The following is a 24772-nucleotide window of genomic DNA, read 5'->3' as shown; positions in this document are numbered from 1 at the left end:
GGGTTACTGCTCGGCGCCGGCGAGAGCTCCGGCTTTCGGGGACGGGGATCGCCGCCTGCGCCGCTGCAGCGCGGCACGGGCGGAGGACAGGATGTTGGGCAGCAGCACGGAGATGATCAGCAGCACGCCGGTCACGATGTTGAGCGCCTCGTTCGACACGTCCTGCAGCCGCAACGCGTTCTGCAGCGCCGAAAGCAGCACCACCCCGCCGAGCACGCCGGGCAGTGTGCCCTTGCCGCCGAAGATCGAGACGCCGCCGAGCAGCACCGCGGCCACCACGGCGAGCTCGAGGCCGAACCCGTTGTCGGCGCGGGCGCTGGAGTAGCGCAGCGTCCACAGCACCCCGGCCAGCCCGGCGACGGCGCCGCTGACGACGTAGAGCGAGAACTTCGTGCGCCCGGTGCGGATGCCGGCGAAGCGGGCCGCGGTGTCGCTCGCGCCGGCCGCGAACACGCCGCGGCCGATCGGGGTGGCGTGCAGGACGACCCCGAAGACGATCGCGAGGATCACCAGCGGCACCAGCACGTTCGGGATCGAGCTGCCGCCGATCGTCCCGGTGACCCAGGCGGTGTAGGACTGCGGGAAGTCGGCCACCGCGCTGTCGCCGAGCACCACGAACGCGAGGCCGCGGTAGAGGGCCATGGTGCCGATCGTGACGGCGAGCGACGGCAGCTTCAGCACCGTGACGAAGAAACCGTTCACCGCGCCGAGGATCGCGCCGAGCACGATGCACAGCGGGATGATCGACTCGATCGTCAGGCCGGAGTTCCACAGCGAGCCCATCACCGCGGACGTGAGCCCGAGCGTGCTCGCCACCGACAGGTCGATCTCGCCGGTGACGATGATGAACGTCATCGGCAGCGCCATCAACGCGATCGGCAGCAGGTCCAGCAGCAGGAACGTGTAGTTGCGCCCGGTGCCGAAGTTGTCGATGGTGCCCGACGCGACGAGCAGGACCACGATCGCGATCGCGATGACGGCGACGTCCCAGCTCGCGAGCCGCGCCAGCCAGGCGGGGCGCCGCGCGGCGGTGGTGGGGTCAGACATGGGAGTCCCTCTTCTTCAGTGCCTTGGCGACCCGCACGGCGACCAGCCGGTCGGCGCCGATGGCCAGCAGGATCAGGGCGCCGACGATCGCCTGCTGCCAGAACTGGTCGATGTCCAGCACGGCCAGCGCACTGCCGATCACCGTCAGCAGGAGCGCGCCGAGGCTCGCGCCCCATACCGAACCGCTGCCGCCGAACACGGCGACCCCGCCGACGACCGCGGCGGCCACGACGTTGAGCTCGTACCCCGTGCCGGCCGCGGCGTCGACCGTGCCGAACCGGGCGGCGAAGAGCACCCCGGCGAGGCCGGCCAGCGCTCCGCTGACGAGGAACGCGATGGTGGTGTTGCGGCCGACCTTGATGCCGGCCAGCTGGGCGGCCTGCGGGCTCGAGCCCATGGCGTACAGCTCACGCCCGCCGCGGTAGTTGCGCAGCACGATGCCGGCGATCACCATCACGAGCACCGCGATGAGCACCAGCCACGGGATGCCGAGCACCGACGCGTCTCCGAAGTCGAGGAACGAACGCGGCAGCTTGTCGGCGTTGATCTGCTGCCCGCCGGCCCAGAAGTAGACCGCGCCGCGGAACGCGTACAGCGTGCCGAGCGTGACGACCAGGGCCGGGACCCGGCCGAACCGCACGACCGCGCCGTTGATCAGGCCGCACGCCGCGCCGACGACCAGGCCGGCGAGCAGGGCCACGATCACCGGCAGGCCGGGGTTGTCGCGCAGCATCGTGCCGACGGCGAAGGCCGACAGACCGAGCACGGACCCGACGGACAGGTCGATGTTGCGCGTGATCATCACGACGGCCTGCCCGACGGCCAGCACCGCGAGGATCGCCGTGCCGAGCAGGATGTCGCGGATGCTCTGCCCCGAAAGGAACCGGGAGTTCTGCGTCGCGGTGAACACCACGATCACGATCAGCGCCAGCACGATGCCCGACTCGCGGGCCTTGAACACGGTTCCGAACACCGATCGCCGCTCCCCCGGGCTCGCCTGGCGGGGCGGCGGGGCCGCCACCTTCGTCGCGTTCACGCCACCGCTCCCTGTCCCATCGCCGCGAACATCACCGAGTTCTCGTCGGCCTCGGCGCGCGGGATCTCCGCGACGATCCGGCCTTCGCGCATCACCAGCACCCGGTCGGCCATGCCCAGCACCTCCGGCAGCTCCGACGACACCATCACCACCGCCACGCCTTCGGCCGCCAGCGCGGACATCAGCCGGTGCACCTCGGCCTTGGTGCCGACGTCGATACCGCGCGTCGGCTCGTCCACGATCAGCACGCGCGGCGCCATCGCGAGCCACTTGGCCAGCACCACTTTCTGCTGGTTGCCGCCCGAGAGCGTGCCCACCGCGTCGCCGAGGCGGCCGTACTTGGTGCGCAGGCGTTCGGTCCAGCGCAAGGCTTCCCGGCGCTCGCCCGGGCCGAGGAGCAGGCCGAGCTTCGACAGCGCTCTCGCTCGCGGAAGTGTCACGTTGCGCTCGATCGAGAGGTCCATGACGAGGCCCTGCTGCCGGCGGTCCTCCGGCACGAGTGCCATGCCCGCCGCCATCGCCGCGCGCGGCGAGTGGGGCTTGAGCTTCTTCCCGTTGAGCCGCACGACTCCGGCGTCGCGTTCGTCCACTCCGAACACCGCCTGGACCACTTCGGACCGACCGGCACCGACCAGCCCGGCGAACGCGACGATCTCGCCCGCCCGCACGGAGAACGACACGTCGCGGAACACGCCCTCGCGCGTCAGACCGTCCACTTCGAGCACCACGGCGCCGGGTTCCACGTCCTGCTTGGGGAAAAGCGCGTCGAGGTCGCGTCCGACCATGCGGCGCACCATCTCGTCCACGGTCACGTCTTCCATCGCGTCGGTGGAGACGTGGCGGCCGTCGCGCATGATGGTCACGCGCTGGCACAGGTCGACGATCTCCTCGAAGCGGTGCGAGATGAACATGATGGCCGCGCCCTCGTCACGCAGCGCCCGGGCCACGGAGAACAGGCGCTCGACCTCGACCAGGCTCAGCGCGGCGGTCGGCTCGTCCATGATGAGCACGCGCGCGTCGGCGCTGAGCGCCTTGGCGATCTCCACGATCTGCTGGTCGGCGATGGACAGCCCGCGCGCCGGGCGGTTCGGGTCGATGCGCACGCCGAGGCGGGCGAAGAGCCGTTCGGCCTCGGCGCGGATCGCCGAGCGGTCGATCATCCCCAGCCGGCCGCGCGGGTGGCGGCCCATCACGATGTTCTCGGCGACCGTGAGATCGGGGAACAACGTCGGTTCCTGGTAGATCACCGCGATGCCCGCGGCTTTCGCGTCGGCGGGTGAGGAGAACTCCACTTCCCGGCCGTCCAGGAGCAGCTCGCCCTGGTCGGGACGGTGCACACCGGCCAGCATCTTGACGATCGTGGACTTGCCCGCGCCGTTCTCGCCGACCAGCGCGTGGGCCTCGCCGGCGTAGAGGGGGAAGGAAACGCCCGCGACCGCCGCGACCGCGCCGAACGACTTCGTGACCCCGCGGACCTCGAGCAGTGGCACTCGGTCGCGCTCCTGCCGCGTCATCGCGACCTCCGGGATTGAAAGGTTTCACAAACCTGGCGCGGTGACGCTACTATGCGTTCGAACGGGAAGTCAATGACAGCGGTATCTCGACGTTGTCGCGGTTTTTCAGGCAGCGACCCGTGATTGTCACGTTTCAACACAGGGTGGGGTGACAGTGGAAGACTCGAGCGAGGTCGTGACCCCCGCACCCCGCGCGGCCGGGATCAAGGACGTGGCCGCGGCCGCCGGCGTCTCGCTCGGCACGGTGTCGAACGTGCTCAACCGGCCCGAGCGCGTGAGCCCGAAGACGCGGGCCAAAGTGGAGGCCGCGATGGCGGCGCTGGGCTTCGTGCGCAACGAGTCCGCGCGCCAGCTGCGCGCCGGGCACAGCAGCGTGCTCGCCTACGTGATGCTCGACGGGCGCAATCCGTTCTTCACCGACGTCGCCGCGGGCATGGAGGACGCGGCCGCCGCGGACGACCTGTCCCTGTTCGTGTGCAACAGCGCCAACCTCGCCGAACGCGAGACCGCCTACCTCCGCCGGCTCGAACAGCAGCGCGTGCAGGGCGTTCTCATCACCCCGGTCGACCCGGACTCCCCCGCCCTCGCCGAGCTCGCGCGCCGGGGCACGCCGGTGGTCATCGTCGACCGCAAGCGCCCCGGCACCGACCACTGCTCCGTCGCCGTCGACGACGTCCGCGGCGGCGAGCTCGCCGCCCGCCACCTGCTCGACCAGGGCCACACCCGCATCGGCTTCGTCGGCGGCCCGCTCACGCTCGGCCAGGTCCGCGACCGCCGCGAGGGCGCCCTGCGCGCCTTGCTCGCGGCCGGCCTGGGCCCCGACCACCTCGTCGACCTGGCCACTCCCCAGCTCACCGTCGAGGACGGCAGCAACGCGGGCCAGCGCCTCGCCGGCCTGCCGTCCGCCACCCGCCCGACCGCGGCGTTCTGCGCCAACGACCTGCTCGCCCTCGGCCTTCTGCGCAGCTGCGCGGCGCTGGGCATCTCAGTCCCGGCCGACCTCGCCATCGTGGGCTACGACGACATCGACTTCGCCGCGGCCGCCACGGTGCCCCTCACTTCCGTCCGCCAGCCCCGCCACCGCCTCGGCCGCACGGCCGCGGAGCTGCTCATCCAGGAGACGTCGGACCCGGGACACGTGCACCGGCAGGTGACGTACCTTCCGGAGCTGGTGGTGCGGGCGTCGACCCTGCGGACGAAGTAGGTCCATTGTGGATGGCCGACCATCCACAATGGACCTACTTCGGGATCATTCAGGCACGCGGGCGATCTCCGGCTGTTCCACCCCGTGCGGAATGTCGAACGACTCCTCCCCCGTCCGCAACAGCCGCAGGATCACCCCGGCCACGTAGTCCGGGCTCTGCACGACCATCCCCGGGATCGGCGAAGCGCCGAGCTTGAACAGGCCGTCCGCGAACTCCGTCGCGGTGATGGACGGCAGCAGCAGCGACACGGCGATCCCGTCCGCGGCGAGCTCCTGCGTGAGCACCGCGCTGAGCATGTTCACGGCCGCCTTGCTCGCCGCGTAGGCGCCCACGCCGACCGCGACGCGGCGGGTCGTGCCGGAGCTGACGTTCACGATGCGGCCGAAACCCTGGCGCCGCATGGCGGGCAGGACGGCCTGCGTCACGGCGAGCAAGCCGACGACGTTGAGTTCCAGCGTCGCACCGAAGGCGGCGGGGTCGACCTGGTCGAGGGGGCCGTGGAGGCTGGCGCCGGCGTTGTTGACCAGGCCGTCGATGCGGCCGTGGCGGGCCAGGGTGGCCTCGACGAGGGCCGCCACCTGCGCGGGGTCGGTCACGTCGGTGGGGACGGTGAGGGCGCCGCCGAGCTCGTCGCCGAGTGCGGCGAGCCGGTCGGCGCGGCGGGCGGCGAGCACGGGGAACGCGCCCGCCGCGTGCAGGCGCCGGGCGGTCGACGCGCCGATTCCCGAGGAGGCGCCCGTGATGATGACCGTTTTGCCGGCCAGGTCGATGAGGTCTGTCATGCCACGACGTCTACCAGACGCGAGCGCGATCCCGGCAGTTGACAACCTGGTCTTATGAGCCTAAGAAATACCAGACCACCGAGCCCGCGCCCGCGAGCCGGTGCCTGGAGGGAGCTATGACAGCTCTGCGGATCCGGCGGATCCTAATCGCGACCACCGCACTCGTCTCGCTCGCCGCGTGCGGGTCGGGCGGCCAACCCGACGGCCTCGGACTGGCCGAACCCGGCACCATCACCGCGGGCGTCACGGCGGGCGACGCGCCGTTCGTCTCCCCCGACGCGACCGGCAAGCCGGTGGGCCTGCTGGTCGACCTCAACGACGTGATCGCCCAGCGGATGGGCCTCAAGATCACCTACCGGATGACCACCGTCAGCGCCGGGTTGCCGCTGGTCACGGCCGGGCAGCTCGACATGCTCGCGATCGGCATGCTGCCGACCGCGGAGCGCAAGAAGAGCGTCGACTTCACCAAGCCGTTCTACCTGGCCTCCGACGACGTCGTGGTCCGCACCGACTCGGCCGTGAAAGGCGCGGGAGACCTCGCCGGTCGACGCGTCGGCGCGGGGCTGGGCAGCGCGCAGGCCGACTTCGTGACCGCGAAGATCCCCGGCGCCTCCCTCATCTCGCAGCCCACCAACAGCGCGGGCGTGACCCAGCTGCTCAACGGCAATCTCGACGCGATGGTCCTGGCCTCCACCGAGGTCCCGACCGTGCTCCAGGAGAACCCCGGGCGGGTCAGGATCGCCTACTCCGCGCCGCACGAGCAGGCGTCGGCGATGCCGGTCAACCGCAAGCTCACCGCGTTCGAGAAGGCCTACGGCGATCAGCTCAAGACCACGATGGACGACGGCACTTTCCTTCGCCTGTACGACAAGTACTTCCCCGGCGAGCCCTACCCGGCGCAGATGTTCACGTACTGGCCCCAGCTCCGAGACCAGATCCAGAAGGGCAGATGAAATGCGCCGACGATTCCGCGCCGCCTTCGCCGCGGCCGCGCTGCTGACCGTTTCCGCGTGCGGCGGCGGGGGTTCCGCGAGCCCGGACCCCTACGGCCTGGCGGTACCCGGCACCATCACCGCCGGCGTGCCGCAGGGCGACGCGCCGTTCGTGTCACCCGACGCGAGCGGCAAGCCGGCCGGGATGCTGATCGACCTCAACGACGTCATCGCGAAGCGCATGGGCCTCAAGATCACCTACAAGCTCTCCACCGTCGGCGCGGGTCTGCCGCTGGTCACCGCCGGCCAGTACGACATGATGATCGCCGACCTCACGATGTCCGAGGAACGCAAGCGCAACGTCGCCTTCACCACGCCGTTCTACGTGGACGCCAACGACGTGCTGGTCCGCTCCGATTCCCCGGCCAAGACCGTCGCCGACCTGAACGGCAAGCGCGTGGGCGTCGGCATCGGCAGCGCACAGGCCGATTTCGCCGCGAAGACGTTGCCACAGGCCAGTGTCGTGAGCGTCCAGACCAACGCCACCGGCATCGACCAGCTCCTCAACGGCAACCTCGACGGCTTCGTCGTCAGCTCCGTGCAGGCCATCACGGTCTTCACCCGGCACCCCGGGCGGCTGAAAGTCGGTGTCTCCGTGCAGAACCCGCTGCCGGAGGCGATGGCCGTCCGAAAAGGACTCGACAGGTTCCTGACCGACTACGACAAGCAGCTCGCCGCCGTGGTCGACGACGGCACGTTCCTCAAGCTGTACCGCCGGTACTTCCCGGGGCAGGAGTACCCGAGCTCGCTGTACCAGTACTGGCCTTCGCTGCAAGCGCAAGTCCGGAAGGATCCCGCGGGCAAGTGACGACGGCGGCCGGGTTCACGGACCCGGCCGCCGTTCACCCTCGGGTCAGCTCCGCCACCAGTCCTCGAGCGGGGTGACCGGCACGGTGCGCTTGTGGCGCGTCCGGAGGAAGATCGACTCCACCTTCTCCGCGACCGCCGGGGTCACGTCGAGGCCTTCCAGGTAGTCGTCGAGCTCGGCGTACTTGAGGCCCAGGGCCACCTCGTCGGGCAGGGCGGGCCGGTCGTCCTCGAGGTCGGCGGTCGGCACCTTCTGCCAGACGCTCGGCGGCGCGCCCAGCTCCTGCAGCAGCGCGGCGCCCTGGCGCTTGGTCAGCCCGGTCAGCGGCGTGAGGTCGACGCCGCCGTCGCCGTACTTGGTGAAGAAGCCGGTGACGGCCTCGGCCGCGTGGTCGGTGCCCACGACCAGCAGGTTCAGCTGCCCGGCGATCGAGTACTGGATCACCATGCGCTCGCGGGCCTTGATGTTGCCGCGCACGAAGTCGCGCAGGCCGGGCGCGTGGCCCAGCAGCTCGCTCATCCCGAGCGCGGCCTCCGTCGCGACGGCGTCGGCGCCGGGCTTCACGTTCACCGTGACCGAATGGTCGGGCTTGATGAACTCCAGCGCGATCTGCGCGTCTTCCTCGTCGGCCTGCACGCCGTAGGGCAACCGGACCGCGACGAACGTGGCCTCGTGCCCCTCCTCGCGCAGTTCCTCGCTCGCCAGCTGGCAGAGCCGGCCGGTCAGCGAGCTGTCCTGGCCGCCGCTGATGCCGAGCACGAAGCCCTTGGCCGGCGTGGAGCGCAGGTAATCCTTGAGGAAGTCGATCCGCTGCCGGATCTCGGCTTTCGGCGTGATGACCGGCTTGACGCCGAGCTCGGCGAGAATCTGCTGCCGTAGGTTCTCCATTCGGCGTACTTTACTGGCGCCCGCCGCCCGGCCGGCCACCGCGCCGCTAGCCTCGGCAGGGCCCTCCTCCACCCGAAAGGAGACCCGCCGGTGGCCATCCTCTCGCTCGGCCTGCACCCTGCCGCCCTCGACTACAGCCGCCACCCCGGCCTCGACGAGGCCACCCTCACTGCCCGCATCACCGCCGGCGAGGCCGCCGTGCGCGACGCGGGCTTCGACTTCGTGCCGTGTTACGTCCCGGCCGACCCCGACGCGGCGGAGCGGCAGGTGCGCGACTGCGTGGCCGCGAACCCGGTCACCGCGGCGATGATCGGCGCGGGCGTGCGCATGGCCGCCGAGCACACGCTGCTGTTCGAACGGCTCGTCAACGTCCTGGTCGAGCTGGTCCCCGGCGTCACCTTCTGCTTCAACACGTCCCCGGAATCCACCCTCGACGCGCTGCGCCGGGTGGTCTGAGCACTGTCCTCTCCGGACCTCAGCGCGGCTCGCCGCCGAGAATCTCCTGCGCCAGGGCGAACAACTCGTCGGAACCGGCGGCCGCGAGGTACGGCAGGGTCCCCGCGTGCCGGCCGAGGATCACGCCGATCAAGGCGGCCGACAGGACCTCGGCGCGCAGCTCGGGGTTGGCCACACCCTCGCGCACGAACCGCTCGCACAGCGGGGTGAGAACCCGGTGGCCCAGTTCCGCGAGCGCGGCCTCCTGGGCCTCCGCGTTGTCGTAGGGCCGGATCGCGGCCTGCAGGATCGGACCCGGCCCGCGCGTACCCGTGCGTTCGATCAGGTCCTTCAGCCGCGCCGGTTCCAGGACATCGGGGAGCTGCGTGCCCGGTTCGCCCTCGGCGCGCAGCACGGCGATGAACAGCTGCGCCTTGCCACCGAAGTAGCGCGCGATCATCGTCGGGTCGACCCCGGCGCGTTCACCGATGTCCCGAGCCGTCGTCTGGTCGTAGCCGCGGTCGGCGAACAGCTCGGCGGCGGCGGTCAGCAGCCGATCGCGGCTCGCCGCCGCGTCGCGACGGCGGGGAGACGAAGAGTCGGGCATCCCGTGCTTCCTTGCGTGCTGGGGTGATCTCGCGGATTTCAGTCGAGGCTGCGCGCGGGCTCGTGCCACCACGTCAGCAGGTCGTCGGACAGGCCGTCCGCCTGCCGCGCGCCCGCCTCGGCCCCGACGTCGATGAACCGCGCGTCGACAAGATCGTGGGGCTTCTCGTAGAACGGATCCGCCGTGATCACCCGTACGCGGTGACCTCGTGCGGTGAGGAAAGCCTCCTCCCGCGCGAGATTTGCGGACGGCATCGGCGCCACCACGAGCACCCGGCCCGGCTCCGCGGCACCGCCTTCGTGCCACTGCGGATCGACGGCCAGGTCGGCGTTGGTACCCGAGCGCACGCCCCCGTCGACCCAGGTCGCGCCGGCCACGCGCACCGGCGGTGCGACGCCCGGCGCCGCCGACGAACAGGCCACCGGGACGGCGACGGAGATCCCGTCCGCCGTCGACCACCCGCGGGCGAGGCCGGTGTCCGTGCTCACCGCGGTGATCCGGAGCCGGCGCGGCCACGGGCCGGCCGGCAACGCCCAGGACCACAGCTCGTCGGCCTGCTCCGCCGAAATCGGCGGCACCGCGGCGATCGCGGCCGCCCGATCCGCCGCGCCCGCTCGGGTCCCTCCGAGGTGTCCTGGGCGAGGCTCTGGAACAGCGCCCGGTCCCCTTGCCCGGCGGCGACGTTCCGGGCGCGCCAGGCCGCGCGCTCCCGCATCTTCGCCGGCACCGCCGTCAGCCCGGCCGGCTCCATCGTCAGCCACGCACCGACGATCGACCCGGCCGAGGTGCCCACGACGACCCCGGACCCGGACAGGCCGACATCCACGCGGCGCCGACCGGACCACCGCCGCCGAGGACGAGCGCGGTCGGCGGAGGAGCCTCGTGGGATCGGGACATGGCACGTTCTCCTTCACGGTTGCCGAGACACGAACCACCCCGCTCGCGGGCTTGCGGGTACCGTCTCCCACTTAGTCTACGCCTGATGTCTACAGACGATGTCTACCGCTGTGGACTTTCTCCCGGGACGAGCCTGTCCCCGGCGGTGGTACTCACGGCGTCCGCCCGTTCGGCAAGGGCAGGTTCGGACCTTCTTCCGTCGCAATACTCGAGGCACAGCCACGCGGGACCGTCCACGTGCGACTCCGGCATCGGTCGCCGAGCCGGGAGAAGGAGATTTCCCATGACCCCCACCACTTCCCGCACCGGCCACTGCCTCTGCGGCGCCATCACCTACCGCTTCGACGCCGAGCCCACCGGTGTCGTCCTGTGCCACTGCGACGACTGCCAGCGCCACACCGGCTCGGCGTTCTCGCAGAACGTCCTGGTGGCCCGCGACGCCGTGAAGATCGAGGGCACCCCCAAGGTGCACCACACCACCGGCACCGAGAACGGCCACCTGCGCGACCGCCTCTTCTGCGGCGACTGCGGCACGCCGATCTTCACGATCCTCCACGAACACCCCGAAACCCTCATCGTCAAAGCCGGCACCCTCGACGACCGCACGGGCCTCACCCCCACCGCCGACGTGTGGTGGCGCCGCGCCCAAGACTGGCTCACCCCGCACCCCACCCGCCCCCGCTTCACCGGCGACGCGCACTAGCCGGCTTTCGCGGTGATGCCGCGAGCCGGACAGTCACGGCGTGACCACCTGCCTGCCGACCGAAGGCAGTGCTGCGCGCACTGGCCGCCCGCGGCGCCTACGAGAGCCACGCGGCTCAGTAGCCCGCGGCACGAAAGTCCGCAACGAGGCAAAACGCCGTCAACGAGCCCTTCCCGGGCGTCAAAGTTCCGTCCGGACTCGAGCCCGACGCACCCCGCCGCCGCACGATGGACGGATGACCGGCCTGACGTTCACCCTGGTCGCGATCGGCGGTTTCGTGCTGGTGGCGCTGTTGCTCCGCCTCGCCGGCGCGTGGCTCGACTCCCACGACGACGACCCTTTCGCCCGCGACATCCCGCCGCGCGGCGACGCAGAGGCGCGTTAGTCGCTTTCCAGCTCCGCCAGCACTTCCGCGGCCGTCGTGTTGCCGGCCAAGGCCAGGCGGCGCAGCTCGTCGTGGTCCTCGCGTTCGGTCGCCAGCTCGACGAGCAGATCGGCGGCGTCGGAGCTGCCGCCGGCGGCCCACTGGCGCAGCTCGGCCGCGTCGCCGCGTTCGGCGGCCAGCTCGATCAGCTGGTCGACGGCGTCGGAGTCTCCTCGGGCGGCCGCCGCGCGCAGGGCTTCCCCATCGGGGTCGGTCATCGTCGGCTCCTTCCTGACGCGCTAAACGTCGATGTGCGAACCCATGATCACGGTCCGCTCGCGGGGCAGCGCGAAGTACTCGGCCGCGTCGGCGGTGATGTAGGACGTGGCGATGAACAGGCGCTTGCGCCAGGCCGCCATCGTCGGTTCGTCGCCGCGGCGCAGCTCGATCTTGGACAGGAAGTAGGACGCGTCGTCGACCTGCAGGCGGCCTTCGGTGGCGGCCGGGTCGACGAGTGCGAGCGTGCGCGGCACGTCCGGGGTTTCCATGTAGCCGAAGCGGGCCGTGACGTGGGTGATGCCGTCGTCCGCGTAACCGAGGTCGTCGACGGAGATCCGTTCGGTGTCCGGGATCCGGGGCACGGGCTCGGTTTCCAGCGACATGATCACCACGTGTTCGTGGCGCACGTGGTTGTGCTCCACGTTGGCGCGCATGGCCAGCGGCGCGCTGTCGTTGCCGCGGTTGAGGAACACGGCCGTGCCGGGCACGGTCTGCGTCGGCGACTCGCCGTTGCGCAGCTTGTCGACGAACCCGCGCAGCGACCCTTCCTGCCGGCTGCGCTCGGCCGTCACGATGTGGCGGCCGCGCTGCCAGGTGGTCATGACCGTGAACGCGGTGAGGCCGATGAGCAGCGGCAGCCACGCGCCGTGGACGAGCTTGGTGAGGTTGGCGGCGACGAACAGCAGGTCCACCACCAGCAGCACAGTCCCGCCGATCCAGAGCAGCCACGGCGGCGTGCTCCACTTCGATCGGGCGATGTAGAAGAACAGCAACGTGGTGATGGTGATCGTGGCGGTCACGGCCATGCCGAACGCGTAGGCCAGCGCCGACGAGCTGCGGAACGCGAACACGAGCGTCAGCACGGAAAACATCAGCAGCCAGTTGATCCACGGCACGTAGATCTGGCCGCGTTCGGTCTCCGACGTGTGCGCGATCCGCAGCCGCGGCAGGTACCCGAGCTGCGCGGCCTGCGACGCGACCGAGTACGCCCCGGTGATCACGGCCTGCGAAGCGATCACCGTCGCCGCCGTGGCCAGCAGCACGAGCGGCAGCCGCGCCCAGCCGGGGACGAGCAGGAAGAACGGGCTGCTCAGGTTGGCCTGGTCTTCGAGGATCAGCGCGCCCTGGCCGAAGTAGTTGAGCACACACGCGGGGAACACGAGGAACAGCCAGCCGCGCGTGATGGCGCGGCGGCCGAAGTGGCCCATGTCCGCGTACAGCGCTTCAGCGCCGGTGACCGACAGCACGACGGCGGCGAGCGCGAAGAAGGCGATGTCGAAGTGGCCGACCATGAAGTCCAGCGCGTACGTCGGCGAGAGCGCCTCGAGGATCGCCGGGTGCTTGACGATGCCCGTCACGCCGGTCAGGCCGATCACGGTGAACCACGTGATCATCACCGGCCCGAACACCCGCCCGACAGCCGCGGTACCCCGGCGTTGCACCAGGAACAGCACCACGATGATCACCGCGGTGATCGGCACGACCCAGCTCTCGAACGCGTCGTCGACGACCTTGAGGCCCTCCACCGCCGACAGCACCGAGATCGCGGGGGTGATCATGCTGTCGCCGAAGAACAGTGACGCGCCGAAGATGCCCAGCCCCGCCAGCACCACGGCCACCCGCCGCCGCCCCTGCCCGCCGCGGCGGCGCAGCAGGGTGATCAGGGCCATGATGCCGCCCTCGCCGTCGTTGTCCGCGCGCATCGCCAGCAGCACGTACGTGACGGTCACGATGATCGTCACGGACCAGAAGATCAGCGACACGACCCCGAACACGTTCTGCGCGCTCACCGGCACCGGGTGCGGGTCGCTCGGGCTGAACACCGTCTGCAGCGTGTAGATGGGGCTCGTCCCGATGTCGCCGAACACGACTCCCAGCGCCCCGACCACCACGGCCAGCTTCACGGAGTCCCGCGCGAGCCGCGCCCGGGCGGCCGGCCCGTCCCCCGTCGTGGTCGCCTTCCGGCCCTCGGTCACGGTCTTCCTCCTCGGCGCGAGCGGGCACAGCCCCGGCATCGGGGGGAACCCTACCGGGCCGAGGTGCAGGGCACCGGAAGATCAACGGCCGTGTCAGAAGCCCGGACGTGTTCCAGTGCGACGGTCACGGTCAACTGGCCCCAGCTCGTCGGCCACCTCGAGCGTGCCGACCCGGGCGAGTGCCGTCGTCATCGCCGCACGGATCGGTGTCCGGCCGGCCTCGTGATCAGCGGTCGCGCCGACCACGCAGCGCGCGGTCGGCGTGGACATCGACGCACGGGACAGCAGCGCCTGCAGCCGCGGGTCGCCCCAGCCCGAGTCGGCTGCCGGGACCACCGTGCCGGCGACCGATCGCCGGAGCCAGTCCGCGAGGTCTGCCGCGTGAGCGGCGGTGAACGGCGGCGAGATCTGCCTGCCGCTGCTGGTCCGCGGGTTGCTGCGGCGCCGGCGGTCTTGGCCTCTGATCCCTTGTAGACGGTCAGGTGTCGAGGAGGTCGGCCGCGAAGACCTCCTCGATCCGCTGCCGGCGCTCGGACAGGCCCTGTTCGTGGTGGTAGCGCAGGTAGGTGTCGAGAGCAGTGCGGTTGGCCTCGATGCCATAGGGCCACCAGTCTCCGGTGAACTGCTCCTCGTTGCGCTCCACGAGGGCGTTGAGCCACGGCACCATCGCCGGGACCTGGTAGAGCCTGCGGTCACGCCGGTAGCGGTCGGCGGCGGTGTCCTTGGCGGCGGTGAACACGGCGTAGAGCTCACGCGCGAGGCCCGGCCGCTGGGCGAGGAGCTCGCGCCGGACGACGATGGTGTGCATGATCGGGAAGATCCCCGTGCGCCGGTGGTAGTCGCGTTCGAGCGGCTCGAAGTCGGGGAACAGACGGGCGACGTTCGGCGACCCGTCGAGCACGCATTGGGGCACGTTGGCGGAGAACAGCGCGTCGATCTCACCCGCGTCGAGCATCGCGTTGAGCGTTTTCCCCGCGGGCGCGTCGGAAACGTCCAGGCCGGACGGACGCGGGTGCGGGATGAAGCCGAACGGCGGCGCCGGGTGCTCCAGCCCGCCGATCACCCACCGGTTGCGCTCGGGCTCGAAGCCGTACTCGTCGGCGAGGATTCCCTTGGCCCAGACGCCGGAGTCCTGGCCGTACGTGCCGAACTCGCCGATCGTCCGGCCGGCGAGGTCGCCCGGCCCGGTGATGCCGGCGTGGGTGTTGACGAAGACGCACGAATGCCGGAACACGCGGTTGGGGAAGATCGGCAGCGCCACGTACGGCAGGCCTTCGCCGACCAGTCGCAGGAAGAACGTGAGGCCGAGCTCGGCGACGTCGAACTCGTGCTCGCGGATCGCGCGTTCGAAGATCTCGGGCAGGGTGGGGGCGGTCCGCACGGTCGCGCCGAAGCTGCCGTCGAACAGCGCCTGCGTGGTGTCGTAGCGGTAGCAGCCGATGGTGAGTGTCTTGTCCATGCCTTCGATCGTCGGCCGGTCCGGGCGCTCTCGGCCAAGACCGTTTTCGACGATCCGATACCCCACGGGTATCGTATCGAGGTGGACCTGCGCGTGCTGCGGTACTTCGTCGCGGTGGCCGAGGAGCGGCACGTCGGCCGTGCGGCGCGGCGGCTGCACATGAGCCAGCCCCCGCTCAGCCGCGCGTTGCGGCAGCTGGAGGACGAGCTCGGCGCGACCTTGTTCGAGCGCACACCCAAAGGCGTCACCCTCACCGCCGCCGGCGCGGTTCTCCACGAAGACGCCGTCGCGCTCCTCGCCCGGGCCGACCGCATCCGCGGCCGCGTGACCGCCGCGGCCGGCACCGCGCGGCTCGTCGTCGGCACCCTCGCCGACGCGGCCGAGTTCGTCGGCGCCCAGCTGGTCCCCCGGTTCCGCGAGCACCACCCGCACGTCGAAATCACCGTGCGCGAAACCGACCTCACCGACCCGACCGCGGGGCTGCGCGCGGGCCTGGTCGACGTCGCGCTCACCCGCACCCCGTTCGACACCACCGGCATCTCGACCCACGTCCTGCGCACGGTCCCCGTCGCCGTCGTCCTGCGCTCCGACGACCCGCTCGCCGCCCGCACGACAGTTTCGGCCGCGGACCTCGCCGCCCACGGCTGGGTCCACCTCCCCGACGCCACCGACCCGGCGTGGACGTCCTTCTGGACCGGCGGCCCACCCGGCCCCGGCGCACCCGTGCTGCGCACCATCCGCGAATGCCTCCACGCCGTCACCTGGAACGGCACGGCCGCCCTCGCGCCGGCCGACCAGCCGCTGCCCGCGGGCCTCGTCGCCATCCCGCTGTCCGATCACGCGCCCAGCGACCTCGTCGTGGCGTGGCCGAAAACGGGCGCGGGCCCGCAGGTCCGCAGCTTCGTCCGCGTCGCCGCGGACAGTCAGCGCGCCTGATGCCCGCCCGGAGTGTGCGAAGCTGGTCCGATGCAGCTCGGCCTGCACGCACTGGGCATCGGCGCCGGCGCCCGCCGGGCCGTGATCGACGCGGTCGCCGTGGCGGCCGAGGCGACCGGCTTCGCGACGCTGTGGTCGGGCGAGCACGTGGTGATGGTCGACCGCGCGTCCTCGCGCTACCCGTACTCGGCCGACGGCCGGATCGCCGTCCCGGCGGAGGCGGACTGGCTCGATCCCTTGATCGGCCTCAGTTTCGCCGCCGCGGCCACGTCGACCATCCGCGTGGCCACGGGTGTTCTCCTGCTGCCGGAACACAACCCCGTCGTCGTCGCCAAGCAGGCCGCCAGCCTCGACGTGTTGTCCGGCGGCCGTCTCACCCTCGGCGTGGGCGTCGGCTGGTCGCGCGAGGAGTTCGACGCCCTCGGCGTGCCCTTCGCGCGGCGGGCGGCGCGGACGGAGGAGTACGTCGCCGCCCTGCGCACGTTGTGGCGCGAAGACGTCGCCTCCTTCACCGGCGACTTCGTCCGGTTCGACTCGATCCGCGTCTACCCGAAGCCCCCGCGGCCCACGATCCCGATCGTCTTCGGCGGCAACAGCGACTCCGCCCTGCGCCGCGCCGCCACCTTGGGCGACGGCTGGTACGGCTTCAACCTCGACGGCGTTCCCGAGGTCGCCGACCGCCTGGCTTTCCTCGGGGCACAAGGGCGCGACCTCGCCGACCTGCGGATCGCCGTCGCCCTGCGCGATCCGCAACCCGAAGACATCGCGCAGCTGGCCGCGCTGGGCGTCGACGAACTGGTGCTCGTCGCCGGCCCGCCGGACGACCCGGCCGTCGCCGGCGAGTGGGTATCGGCGCTGGCCGACCGCTGGCTCCCCATGTGAAACTCACGACACCGTGGCCGCATCCGCTCCGGTTATTCGGGGTATGCGAACCGCGTCAGCAGCTCCAGCAGCTTCGCCGGCTCACCCGGCCGCAGGTGCGACACCAGCGCCTGCGCCGGGCCCGCCGCGTCGTCGTGCGCCGCGTCGAACGCCCTCAGCCCGGCCTCGGTGATCTCGACCTCGCGCACCCGCCGGTCGCCCGGCACGGACTTGCGGACCGCGAACCCCTTCTCCTCCAGGTCGTCGACGACCCGCATGATGCCGGCCTTGTCCGAACCGGTCGCCTCGACGAGGTCCCGCTGCGTCGTCGGCCCACGATCCACCAGGATGATCAGCACGGCGAAGTGCCGCAGATCCAGCCCGTGCGGCCGCAGGGCGGCCGTCATCGTGCTCGCCACCCGCGCGTGCGCCCGCCGCAGCAACAGCCCCAGCGCGAACGGCGAGTCGTCCCCCGGCCGGCCGGTGGCCCGCGGCTTCCCACTCATGCCCGCACTCTACCTCGGCTGATACGGTTTCATCCGATACGGAGGTCGGCCTCGGAGTCACCCGCGCGAACGCGTCTGACTCACATCCGCACGACGTCCGGCAGCCGCCGCCACAGATCGGCCAGCGCCTCGAGCCCCGTCGGGCACCCCACCACCGACACCCGCTTCAGCGACTCCCGCCACCGCTCCACCCCGGCGAACGACAGCAGCGCGCCGCCCTCGATCCTCAGCTCCTCCACCGACTCCACGAAACCCAGGCACGTGAGATCGGTCAGCTCCATGAACCGCACACTCAGGCTGTCCAGCCGGAACGTCGTCCCGATCACCGACAGCTTCTCCTCCGGCCACCGCGACAGCCGCAGATCCGGCACCGGCCGCAAGTCCCGGTAACGGTCCACAAGCGACTCGTCGGCGCTGAAGTACACGAGTTCCAGCTGCTTCAACGAATCCAGGTACCGTGCCGGTGCCAGGCCGAGCTCGCCGTCGACGAGCAGGCTCGTCCGCGACGACTTCGCCAGCACCGCCTCGCCGTACGCCTGCTCCTCGAAGCGCTCCGCGCAGTTCAGCAGCTCCGCGAACACCCGCGGCCGCGGATCCGAGGCGAACTTCGCGATCACCGGCAACGCCTCCTCCAGCCGCGTCTCCGCCAGCGCCCGGATGGTCGCCGTGACCTCGTCGATCGTCTGCGGCCGGCACGCGGCGAGCAGGTCGAGCACGAACTCGCCCGCCGACGCGACTTCCCGCGCCTGGTGCATCGACGCCGGTGGCAGCAGCCGCGCGGTCTTCAGCTGGATCTCCCGTCGCAGGTCGCCGCTCAGCTCAGGCACGGTTTCCAGCGACGCCAGCACCAGCAGGTGCAGGTCGCCGCGCGCGAGCAGCCCGGTCAGCAGCTCCTCGCGTTGCCTCAGCGACGCGTGCCCGACGGCCATCACCACGACCTCGTGCCACTGGTCGAGGTGCCCGTGCTGCACGACCGTGCCCACGTCGTCGGTGTTCATCGCGTCCTGCGCCGCCAGGTACTCCTGGAACGTCCGGTGCACGAAGTCGACGCGGCCCTGCACGGGTTCGCGCAGCAGCCCCGAGCGTTCCAGCAGGTGCCGGTACACGTCCTGGATGCTCGCCTTCACCTGCGGCATCTGGAAAAGCCGTCGCGAGATGCGGTAAAGCGCCCGCGGCGCCTCGACGTCGGCGTAGCCGTTGCGCAGCTGCCAGTACGCGAGATCGGCCAGCAGCAACGTCTTCTCGGTGCGGCCCAGACCTTCCACCGGCTCGATCCGGCGTTCGACGTCTCGCCGCTCCAGCAGCATCTGCAGCGCCACGTCGTAGAGCTCCATGCGATTGGCGGGCAACGTGGCGCGCCGGTCCTCGTGCATCGCGCACAACAGCGCGCACAGCAACGGATAGCCGGCCAGCTTGCGCAGATGGCCGCGGCTTTCCAGCAGGTCCAGCAACCGCGTCTCGTACTCGTCGAGCGCCCGGCGCGATTCGTCGTCGGCCCGCATCGACCGCATCGCGCGGTGCCACCGGCCGACGAACCGGCGGACGTCGTCCCGGTTCATCGGCTGCAGATCCAGCACCACGAACCCCGCGCCGTGCAGCCACCGCGGGTGCGCTCCGGACGGCCGCGACGTGACCACCACCCGGACCAGAGGAAAGGCGTCCACCAGGTCGCGCAGCCACGCCCGGGCCTCTGCACGGCGTTCGGCGACGAGCTCGTCCACGCCGTCGACCAGCAGCACCGCGCTGCCGTCGCGCAGCTTCTCCACGACGTAACCGGGCGGCATCGAGTCCGCGATGTACCTGCCGCCCTCGTCGAGGAACTGCGCCGGGCTCGGCAGGTCCCGTCCGGCGTAGCGGCGCAGCGGGATGAAGAAGGGCACCGTCGCGTTCCAGCCCGCCGGCTGCTCGGGGAAGTCACCCAGCGCGCTGCGCACGGCAATCCACTGCAGCAGCGTCGTTTTGCCCAGCCCGGCCTCGCCACGGATGAACACCCGCTGCGCGCCCGCCAGCAGCTCCTCCACCCGCCGCACCGGCCCGGGCTCGCCGGTCGACGCGGTGAGCCCGATGTACGCGACGGACAGCGGGTACCGGCGGCTCGCGTCGGCCAGGGTCACGCCGAACATCTCGACGTGGTCCAGTTTGCGCGCCACGAGCTGGCGGTAGTCGTAGTCGAAGCCGGCGTCGCGGTCGCGCTGCGGCAGGCGGGCGAGCACCTCGCGGATGCCGTCGAGCATCTCGCGGTCGCGCTGCAGCAGCTCCGTCAGCGCGTTCGCCGAGAACGCGGGCAGCCCGCGCGAGATCTCGATGACGTATCCGCAGCATTCGCGCAGCAGCAGGTCGTGCAACGCCGTCGCGTCGGCCGACAGCAGCGCGGTCCGCGACGGCACCCGCTGCCGGATGGAGCGGTCGAGGTGCCCCGCATCGAGGTCGGCCGCGAACAGGTCCGCGTCGTCGACGGACGCCAGCGCGAACGTCTCCCGCACCGCCTCGATCGCCGCGAGCTTCTCGTGCTCCGGCAGCGAGCGGAACTCCACGTCGACGATCGGCTCGATCCGGTCGACCACGGCCTCGGCGAAGTTGTCCAGCAGCCGCTTGAGCCGGCGCCGGTCGCGCTCCTTCGCAAGCTGCCCGGACAGCCGGTCGACCACGGCTGCGCCGACCTCCGCGGCGATCTCGTGGTCGCCGAGCCACAGCTTCGTGGCCGTCCGCACGGCGACGGTGCCGAGCGCGATCAGCGCGGTTTCGACGGGCATGGCGTTCATCCAATCCCATCGCCTCGCCGCCGGACACCGGTTTCGCCTGAAAGCACCAATAAGACCCCAGCGTATTCCTATCGAAGAATTGTACAAGAATCGTACAAACTCGTTTCACGCCGCAGTTTGACACTTTCCCGAATCGCATGCAGAAATGGTTCTCATGCGAATTCCCCGAGTGCTCCTCCTCGTGCTGGCCGTCGCCGCCGGCGCGCTCGCGATACCCGGCACCGCCAGCGCCGCCTACAGCGATCCGCTGACCACCACGACGAAACAGAGCCTGGTCTGGCACGCCACCCCGGCCGCCGCGTTGACCGCGCTCGACAACGCGCTGCCCAACGTCAGCCTCAACACCGTCGTCAACGACCCCAGCTACCCCACCACCGGCTGCACCGCCGCCGAAAAGGCCGCGCTGCCGAAGGCGCCGGCAGCCACCACGTCGTTCTGCTGGGACACCGACCGCGCGAACAGTGCCACCTGGGTCCCCCAGGGCATCACCACCTCCGGCGACGCCGACGACGACGGCATGTGGGGCGCGGACAAGATCATCCTGTCCGGCTGGCACAGCGGCGACGCCCTCGGCCGCTACGACGACGCCCGCATCATGGCCGTCAACTACGACAAGCCGGCCGCCCCCACCAACCGCATGGTGTACCTCGCGGTCCCGAACAGCACGGGCTCGAGCTTCACCGCCGCCAAAGCCCACATGGGCGGGATGGCCTGGTACGGCGACAAGATCTACGTCACGGCCGTCGGCAACACCTCCACCGCCATCCGCGTCTTCAGCACCAAGCACATCCTGCAGATGACCGACACGACGTCCAACGCGATCGGCAAGACGTCCGCCGGGTACGCCGCCTACACCTACAAGTACGCCATGATGCAAATCGGCTACTACACCTACGCCGGCGGCACCTGCAGCATGCAGTCGGACACCGGCGTCCCCTGCTTCTCCTCGATGTCCCTGGACCGCACCACCTCGCCCGCCTCGATCGTCACCACGGAGTACTTCGCCGATCAGTCCCTCCACGGCCGCCTCTACCGCTACCCCACCGGCGCGGACTACCTCCTGGCGAGCTCGGGCACCACCGCGGCCACCGAGGCCTTCCGCAGCTCCGTCGGCAACATGCAGGGCGTCCTCTCGCACAACGGCAAGTGGTACGTCTCCCACAGCTCCGCCACCCTCAACGGCCAGCTCTGGGCCCAGACGACCACCGCCAGCAGTTCCTCGAGCTGCGGGTCCCCCGCGACGACGGCCCGCTGGGCAGTCCACCCGGAAGCCCTGACCTACGACTGGTCCACCGGCCTGGTGTGGTCCCAGTCGGAATGGTCGACGACGGATTGTTCCGCCCAGGGCCAGACCTGCGGGCGCTCGGTGTTCGCCGTGCCGCTGTCTTCCCTGCCGGTCTGACGGGTTGACGGGTTGACGGGTTGACCTGGCCGGGCGCTTCGCGTTCCTTGTCACGGAGCGCGAAGCGCCGCTTTCATCTCCGCGAGGTAGGTGTTGTAGTCCGCCTGCGCGAGCACGGGGTGACTCCACGCCGGGGCCCAGGTGGCCGGGTCCCAGACGGCCGCGTCGTTCGTGACGTCCGTCCGGATCGAGGTGTGGTTGGTGATCCGGACGACGGCTTCCTGGCCGGCCTTCGAGACGATCCAGTCGTCGAAAAGCCGGGCGGCGTTGGGGTGCGGCGAGTTCTTCACGACGTCGATCAGGCTGAGCGAAGCCGGCAGCGGAGTGCCGTTGGCGAAGTCGAGTTCGCCCGGGGTCTTCCGCTTCAGCGCCGAGGCCTTGTAGCCGTACGCGGTCGCCGCGACGGGCGGCTCGCCCGCCTGGACGTTCGTCAGCGACACGGTGTGGCTCTGCACGAAACGCGGTGAGTTCGCCCCGAGCGCCTTCAGCAGCGCCAGCGCCTTGTCGTGTCCCATGGCGATGATCAGGCTGTCGTACCAGTTCACCGCGTACGGATCGATGGAGAATTGGCCCTTCCACTCGGGCCGCGTCAGGTCTTCCCACGACCTCGGGGCCGTCAGTCCGCGCTGCGCCACCACGGCCGGGTTCCACGCCAGGACCGTGGTCAGCACGTAGACGACCCCCCGGTACCCGGCCGGCAGCGTCAGCCCGTCCGGCAACGGCGGCGCGTCCTTCGGCTGATAAGGCTGCAACGCACCGGCCTGCACGAGCTGCGCGATCTGCGGCCCCTCCCCGGAAACGACGTCCGCGTTGTACTTCCCGCCGCGCTGTTCGGTGATGATGCGCTGCGGCAGCTCGGACGCGCTGGGCCGCAGCGCGTTCACCTTGACGTTCGGGTACGTCTTGTTGAAGTCGGCGATGATGGGCTGCACATCGGTGTCGGCGAAGGTCGTGTACCACACGACGACCCCCTCCTTGGCCGCGGCGGCCGCCAGCTGAGCGGGACTCAGCTTGTCGGCCGCGGCCTGGGCCGCCGAGTCGTCCCCCGCCCCACCACCACACGCGGCCACCGCCGTGACCAGGAGCAGGGCCGCGAGCGGCCGGCAGATCGAGCGCCACACGTTCATACCCGTCCCTTCGGCGCGGACGACCACCCGTCGACACGGGGCGGCGCCTCACCTCGGCGTGAGTGCGAATCGACGCTCAGCAGTATGGACTATTGGTAGGACTATTTGTCAACCAGTGGCCTCTCGTCGGAGCTGCTCGCCCGCACGTGGCGGCCGCGGTGCTGGTGCACGCGACTTCCGCCCCCTCCCGAAGGAAGCGCCCGTTACTCCCTGCGGGCGAGCGTCACGAACCGCATCGCCACCGCCGAGAGGACGGCGGAGGCCAGAATGATGAAGCCGGCCGTGAGGAACACAGTGGGCAAGCTCGTCGACGTAACCAGGACCGCCCCGAGACCGGACCCGGCCGCCAGGGCTATCTGAAGGTTGGTCACATTGACCGCCGACGCGGCCTCCGGGGTTTCGGCCGCCGCGTCGAGTATCCAGACCAGCGTTCCCGGGTTCACGATTCCCCAGAACAACCCCCACAGCACGAACAACAGGCCGGCCAGCCAGGGCAAAGTCCCCACGCTCGCGAGCCCGATGACCATTGCGGCCACCACCGTCGCCGCCCCGGCGAAGCTGCCGATCACGGTGCGCTTGAACAGGGATCCGGCGATGAGTGAGCCGACGATGCCACCGCAGCCGTAGATGACGTACAGCAGGGAGATCACGCTGCCGGGCAGATGCGTGTGGTCCATCAGGAACGGGGTGATGTACGTCCACGCGGTGAACTGCCCGATGAACACCACCGCGCCCGCCGCCATCCCCAGCTGTGCCGCCCGCCGTGTCACCACTGCGACGAGATCCCGCACGTGCGTGGGCCCGTCCGGCGGGATACCCGGCAGTACGACCGCCTGCGCGACCACGACAAGCAGCGTCGCCGCCGCCGCGGCGGCGAAAGTGAGACGCCAGCCCACGAGGTCGCCGAGGAACTGTCCCGCCGGCAGCCCCACCACCGTCCCACCCGAAATACCGGCCGCGATGATGGTGATGGCGCGAGTGCCGCCGGCGGGGCCCACCAGTTTGGGCCCGACCGGTGAGACCACCGTCCAGAAGGCTCCGAGAGTGGCGCCGAAGAACATGCGGGCGATCAGCACCAAGGCGAAGTTCGGCGCGACCGCGACGACCGCGTTCGACACCAGCACGGTCAACCCCAGCACGAGGATGACCGAGCGCCGGTTGAACCGGCCGGAGCCGAGGAAGAACAGCGGCGCCGACACCGCGGCGCTGAAACCCGGCACGAGCACCATCAACCCCGCGAGGCCCAGCGAAACGTGCAATCCATCGGCGATCCGCGGCAGCAGTCCCACCGGCATCGTCTCCGTCATCACGACGATGAACGCGCCGAGCGCGATGGCGCCTACTGCGACCCAGCCTCGTTTGCTCCCGGGCTCCACAGTGGCGACGGCCGCGCCGGCGGACCCAGACTGGATCGGGAACGCCGCGGCGCACGACGATGTCGAAACCACACGCACCCGGGTTGCGTCACGCGTCGACATCTCCCCCTCGGTTTCCGTCATGATGCCCTCCCTCCTCGTCGTGCACTCCTCGACAGCTCAGTGCGGTGGCCCCAGGACTGGGGGATCCCCGAGCGCCGCCGTGGCCCCCACATGCGCTGCACGTTCTGTCGACATCGCCGCACAGGCTGTCAGCGTCGAACTGGAGCCGGGCCTTACCACGTCGAAGGGAATGGCCGCCCGGTTCACAGTCCGCGGTCGACGGGGCTCACACCAGGTCGAACGTGTCCGGGTCCGGCCCGGTGCGCCCGTCGCGGTCGAGGGCCGACAGGGCGGCCACGTCGGCGTCGGTGAGGGTGAAGTCGAAGACGTCGAGGTTTTCGGCGACGCGGGAGGGCGTGACGGATTTCGGGATCACGACGTTGCCCAGCTGCAGGTGCCAGCGCAGCACCACCTGGGCGGGCGTGCGGCCGAGGCGCTCGGCCGTCCGCGTCACCGCGGGCTCGTTCAGCAGTTCGCCGCCCTTGGCCAGCGGGCTCCAGGCCTCCGTGGCGATGCCGTGCTCGGCGTCGAAGGCGCGCACTTCCCGCTGCACGAGATACGGGTGCAGCTCCACCTGGTTGAGCACCGGCGCCACGGTGCCCTCGTCGAACAGGCGGCGCAGGTGCGCCGGCTGGAAGTTGGACACGCCGATGGCGCGCACGCGGCCGTCGGCGTAGAGCTTCTCCAGCGCCTTCCACGTGGCGACGT

Annotated in this window: 25 protein-coding genes; 9 read left to right on the top strand and 16 right to left on the bottom strand. The window is 70.8% G+C overall.

Annotated elements, in window-relative coordinates; translation table 11 throughout:
* Positions 1 to 3: 3 nt before the first annotated feature.
* The 3 genes from AB0878_RS45780 to AB0878_RS45770 are packed head-to-tail and all read right to left on the bottom strand — an operon-like array spanning position 4 to position 3597.
* Positions 4 to 1047, bottom strand: a complete 1044-nt coding sequence (locus tag AB0878_RS45780) for an ABC transporter permease (RefSeq protein ID WP_366589035.1) — start codon at positions 1045 to 1047, stop codon at positions 4 to 6.
* Positions 1040 to 2083, bottom strand: coding sequence for an ABC transporter permease (locus tag AB0878_RS45775; RefSeq protein WP_366589033.1), 1044 nt, complete (start codon positions 2081 to 2083; stop codon positions 1040 to 1042). The genes AB0878_RS45780 and AB0878_RS45775 overlap by 8 nt, the downstream gene beginning before the upstream one ends.
* Positions 2080 to 3597 carry a sugar ABC transporter ATP-binding protein gene (locus AB0878_RS45770; RefSeq protein WP_366589031.1) on the bottom strand — a complete coding sequence of 506 codons (1518 nt, stop codon included), beginning with the start codon at positions 3595 to 3597 and terminating at the stop codon, positions 2080 to 2082. Before AB0878_RS45770 ends, AB0878_RS45775 begins: the two co-directional genes overlap by 4 nt.
* 202 nt (positions 3598 to 3799) lie before the next feature.
* Here AB0878_RS45770 and AB0878_RS45765 point away from each other — a divergent pair, with 202 nt between their 5' ends.
* On the top strand, positions 3800 to 4801 hold the full coding sequence (locus AB0878_RS45765; protein ID WP_366589114.1) for a LacI family DNA-binding transcriptional regulator: 1002 nt from the start codon (positions 3800 to 3802) through the stop codon (positions 4799 to 4801).
* Positions 4802 to 4846: 45 nt separating this feature from the next.
* On the opposite strand, the gene AB0878_RS45760 is transcribed toward AB0878_RS45765, so the two are convergent.
* The gene (locus tag AB0878_RS45760) at positions 4847 to 5584 is read right to left on the bottom strand and encodes an SDR family NAD(P)-dependent oxidoreductase (RefSeq protein ID WP_366589028.1); all 738 of its coding nucleotides are present in this window, start codon (positions 5582 to 5584) and stop codon (positions 4847 to 4849) included.
* A 116-nt stretch (positions 5585 to 5700) separates the two neighbouring features.
* On the opposite strand from AB0878_RS45760, the gene AB0878_RS45755 reads away from it, so the two are divergent.
* The gene (locus AB0878_RS45755; RefSeq protein WP_366589026.1) at positions 5701 to 6537 is read left to right on the top strand and encodes a transporter substrate-binding domain-containing protein; all 837 of its coding nucleotides are present in this window, start codon (positions 5701 to 5703) and stop codon (positions 6535 to 6537) included.
* Position 6538: 1 nt separating this feature from the next.
* Positions 6539 to 7384 (top strand): ABC transporter substrate-binding protein, encoded by an 846-nt coding sequence (locus AB0878_RS45750; RefSeq protein ID WP_366589024.1) that lies wholly within the window; start codon positions 6539 to 6541, stop codon positions 7382 to 7384.
* Positions 7385 to 7429: 45 nt separating this feature from the next.
* On the opposite strand, the gene nadE is transcribed toward AB0878_RS45750, so the two are convergent.
* The gene (nadE, locus tag AB0878_RS45745; RefSeq protein ID WP_366589022.1) at positions 7430 to 8272 is read right to left on the bottom strand and encodes an ammonia-dependent NAD(+) synthetase; all 843 of its coding nucleotides are present in this window, start codon (positions 8270 to 8272) and stop codon (positions 7430 to 7432) included.
* A 90-nt stretch (positions 8273 to 8362) separates the two neighbouring features.
* Here nadE and AB0878_RS45740 point away from each other — a divergent pair, with 90 nt between their 5' ends.
* Positions 8363 to 8728 (top strand): hypothetical protein, encoded by a 366-nt coding sequence (locus AB0878_RS45740; RefSeq protein WP_366589019.1) that lies wholly within the window; start codon positions 8363 to 8365, stop codon positions 8726 to 8728.
* A 19-nt stretch (positions 8729 to 8747) separates the two neighbouring features.
* Here AB0878_RS45740 and AB0878_RS45735 read toward each other — a convergent pair whose 3' ends face one another.
* Both AB0878_RS45735 and AB0878_RS45730 read right to left on the bottom strand, forming a co-directional pair.
* Complete coding sequence (locus tag AB0878_RS45735) at positions 8748 to 9314, bottom strand: helix-turn-helix domain-containing protein (RefSeq protein WP_366589017.1); 567 nt, start codon at positions 9312 to 9314, stop codon at positions 8748 to 8750.
* Between the two features lie 38 nt (positions 9315 to 9352).
* A complete protein-coding gene (locus tag AB0878_RS45730) occupies positions 9353 to 9892 on the bottom strand; it encodes a patatin-like phospholipase family protein (protein WP_366589015.1) in 540 nt (179 codons plus the stop codon).
* A gap of 602 nt (positions 9893 to 10494) precedes the next feature.
* Here AB0878_RS45730 and AB0878_RS45725 point away from each other — a divergent pair.
* Complete coding sequence (locus AB0878_RS45725; protein WP_366589013.1) at positions 10495 to 10914, top strand: GFA family protein; 420 nt, start codon at positions 10495 to 10497, stop codon at positions 10912 to 10914.
* Positions 10915 to 11149: 235 nt separating this feature from the next.
* Positions 11150 to 11299 (top strand): hypothetical protein, encoded by a 150-nt coding sequence (locus tag AB0878_RS45720; protein ID WP_366589010.1) that lies wholly within the window; start codon positions 11150 to 11152, stop codon positions 11297 to 11299.
* Here the strand turns inward: AB0878_RS45720 and AB0878_RS45715 are convergent.
* The 4 genes from AB0878_RS45715 to AB0878_RS45700 all read right to left on the bottom strand — a co-directional run bounded on the left by AB0878_RS45715 (position 11296) and on the right by AB0878_RS45700 (position 14992).
* Positions 11296 to 11556, bottom strand: a complete 261-nt coding sequence (locus AB0878_RS45715) for a hypothetical protein (RefSeq protein WP_366589008.1) — start codon at positions 11554 to 11556, stop codon at positions 11296 to 11298. The genes AB0878_RS45720 and AB0878_RS45715 overlap by 4 nt on opposite strands.
* Before the next feature lie 21 nt (positions 11557 to 11577).
* Positions 11578 to 13533, bottom strand: a complete 1956-nt coding sequence (locus AB0878_RS45710) for a KUP/HAK/KT family potassium transporter (RefSeq protein ID WP_366589005.1) — start codon at positions 13531 to 13533, stop codon at positions 11578 to 11580.
* Between the two features lie 93 nt (positions 13534 to 13626).
* Positions 13627 to 13803, bottom strand: a complete 177-nt coding sequence (locus AB0878_RS45705; protein WP_366589004.1) for a hypothetical protein — start codon at positions 13801 to 13803, stop codon at positions 13627 to 13629.
* Positions 13804 to 14011: 208 nt separating this feature from the next.
* The gene (locus AB0878_RS45700; protein ID WP_366589002.1) at positions 14012 to 14992 is read right to left on the bottom strand and encodes a 4,5-dihydroxyphthalate decarboxylase; all 981 of its coding nucleotides are present in this window, start codon (positions 14990 to 14992) and stop codon (positions 14012 to 14014) included.
* A gap of 81 nt (positions 14993 to 15073) precedes the next feature.
* Between AB0878_RS45700 and AB0878_RS45695 the strand changes: the two genes are divergently transcribed.
* Positions 15074 to 15928, top strand: a complete 855-nt coding sequence (locus tag AB0878_RS45695) for a LysR substrate-binding domain-containing protein (RefSeq protein WP_366589000.1) — start codon at positions 15074 to 15076, stop codon at positions 15926 to 15928.
* 30 nt (positions 15929 to 15958) lie between these two features.
* Entirely contained in the window at positions 15959 to 16810 is an 852-nt protein-coding gene (locus AB0878_RS45690; protein ID WP_366588998.1) for an LLM class F420-dependent oxidoreductase, read from the top strand.
* 32 nt (positions 16811 to 16842) lie between these two features.
* On the opposite strand, the gene AB0878_RS45685 is transcribed toward AB0878_RS45690, so the two are convergent.
* Both AB0878_RS45685 and AB0878_RS45680 read right to left on the bottom strand, forming a co-directional pair.
* Positions 16843 to 17295, bottom strand: coding sequence for a MarR family transcriptional regulator (locus tag AB0878_RS45685; protein ID WP_366588996.1), 453 nt, complete (start codon positions 17293 to 17295; stop codon positions 16843 to 16845).
* Positions 17296 to 17375: 80 nt separating this feature from the next.
* The gene (locus tag AB0878_RS45680) at positions 17376 to 20048 is read right to left on the bottom strand and encodes an NACHT domain-containing protein (RefSeq protein ID WP_366588994.1); all 2673 of its coding nucleotides are present in this window, start codon (positions 20046 to 20048) and stop codon (positions 17376 to 17378) included.
* A gap of 163 nt (positions 20049 to 20211) precedes the next feature.
* Here AB0878_RS45680 and AB0878_RS45675 point away from each other — a divergent pair, with 163 nt between their 5' ends.
* Positions 20212 to 21459, top strand: a complete 1248-nt coding sequence (locus tag AB0878_RS45675; RefSeq protein ID WP_366588991.1) for a hypothetical protein — start codon at positions 20212 to 20214, stop codon at positions 21457 to 21459.
* 50 nt (positions 21460 to 21509) lie between these two features.
* Here AB0878_RS45675 and AB0878_RS45670 read toward each other — a convergent pair whose 3' ends face one another.
* The 3 genes from AB0878_RS45670 to AB0878_RS45660 form a co-directional block, all read right to left on the bottom strand.
* Positions 21510 to 22586, bottom strand: a complete 1077-nt coding sequence (locus AB0878_RS45670; RefSeq protein WP_366588989.1) for an extracellular solute-binding protein — start codon at positions 22584 to 22586, stop codon at positions 21510 to 21512.
* 203 nt (positions 22587 to 22789) lie between these two features.
* Positions 22790 to 24085 carry an MFS transporter gene (locus tag AB0878_RS45665; RefSeq protein WP_366588987.1) on the bottom strand — a complete coding sequence of 432 codons (1296 nt, stop codon included), beginning with the start codon at positions 24083 to 24085 and terminating at the stop codon, positions 22790 to 22792.
* A 205-nt stretch (positions 24086 to 24290) separates the two neighbouring features.
* The coding region (locus tag AB0878_RS45660; protein ID WP_366588984.1) for an aldo/keto reductase at positions 24291 to 24772 on the bottom strand (482 nt) is incomplete at its 5' end.

Source organism: Amycolatopsis sp. NPDC047767, from assembly GCF_040704195.1.
Taxonomy (GTDB): domain Bacteria; phylum Actinomycetota; class Actinomycetes; order Mycobacteriales; family Pseudonocardiaceae; genus Amycolatopsis.
Note: the sequence above shows the minus strand (reverse complement) of the source record. Positions and strands in the feature narration are given on the sequence as shown.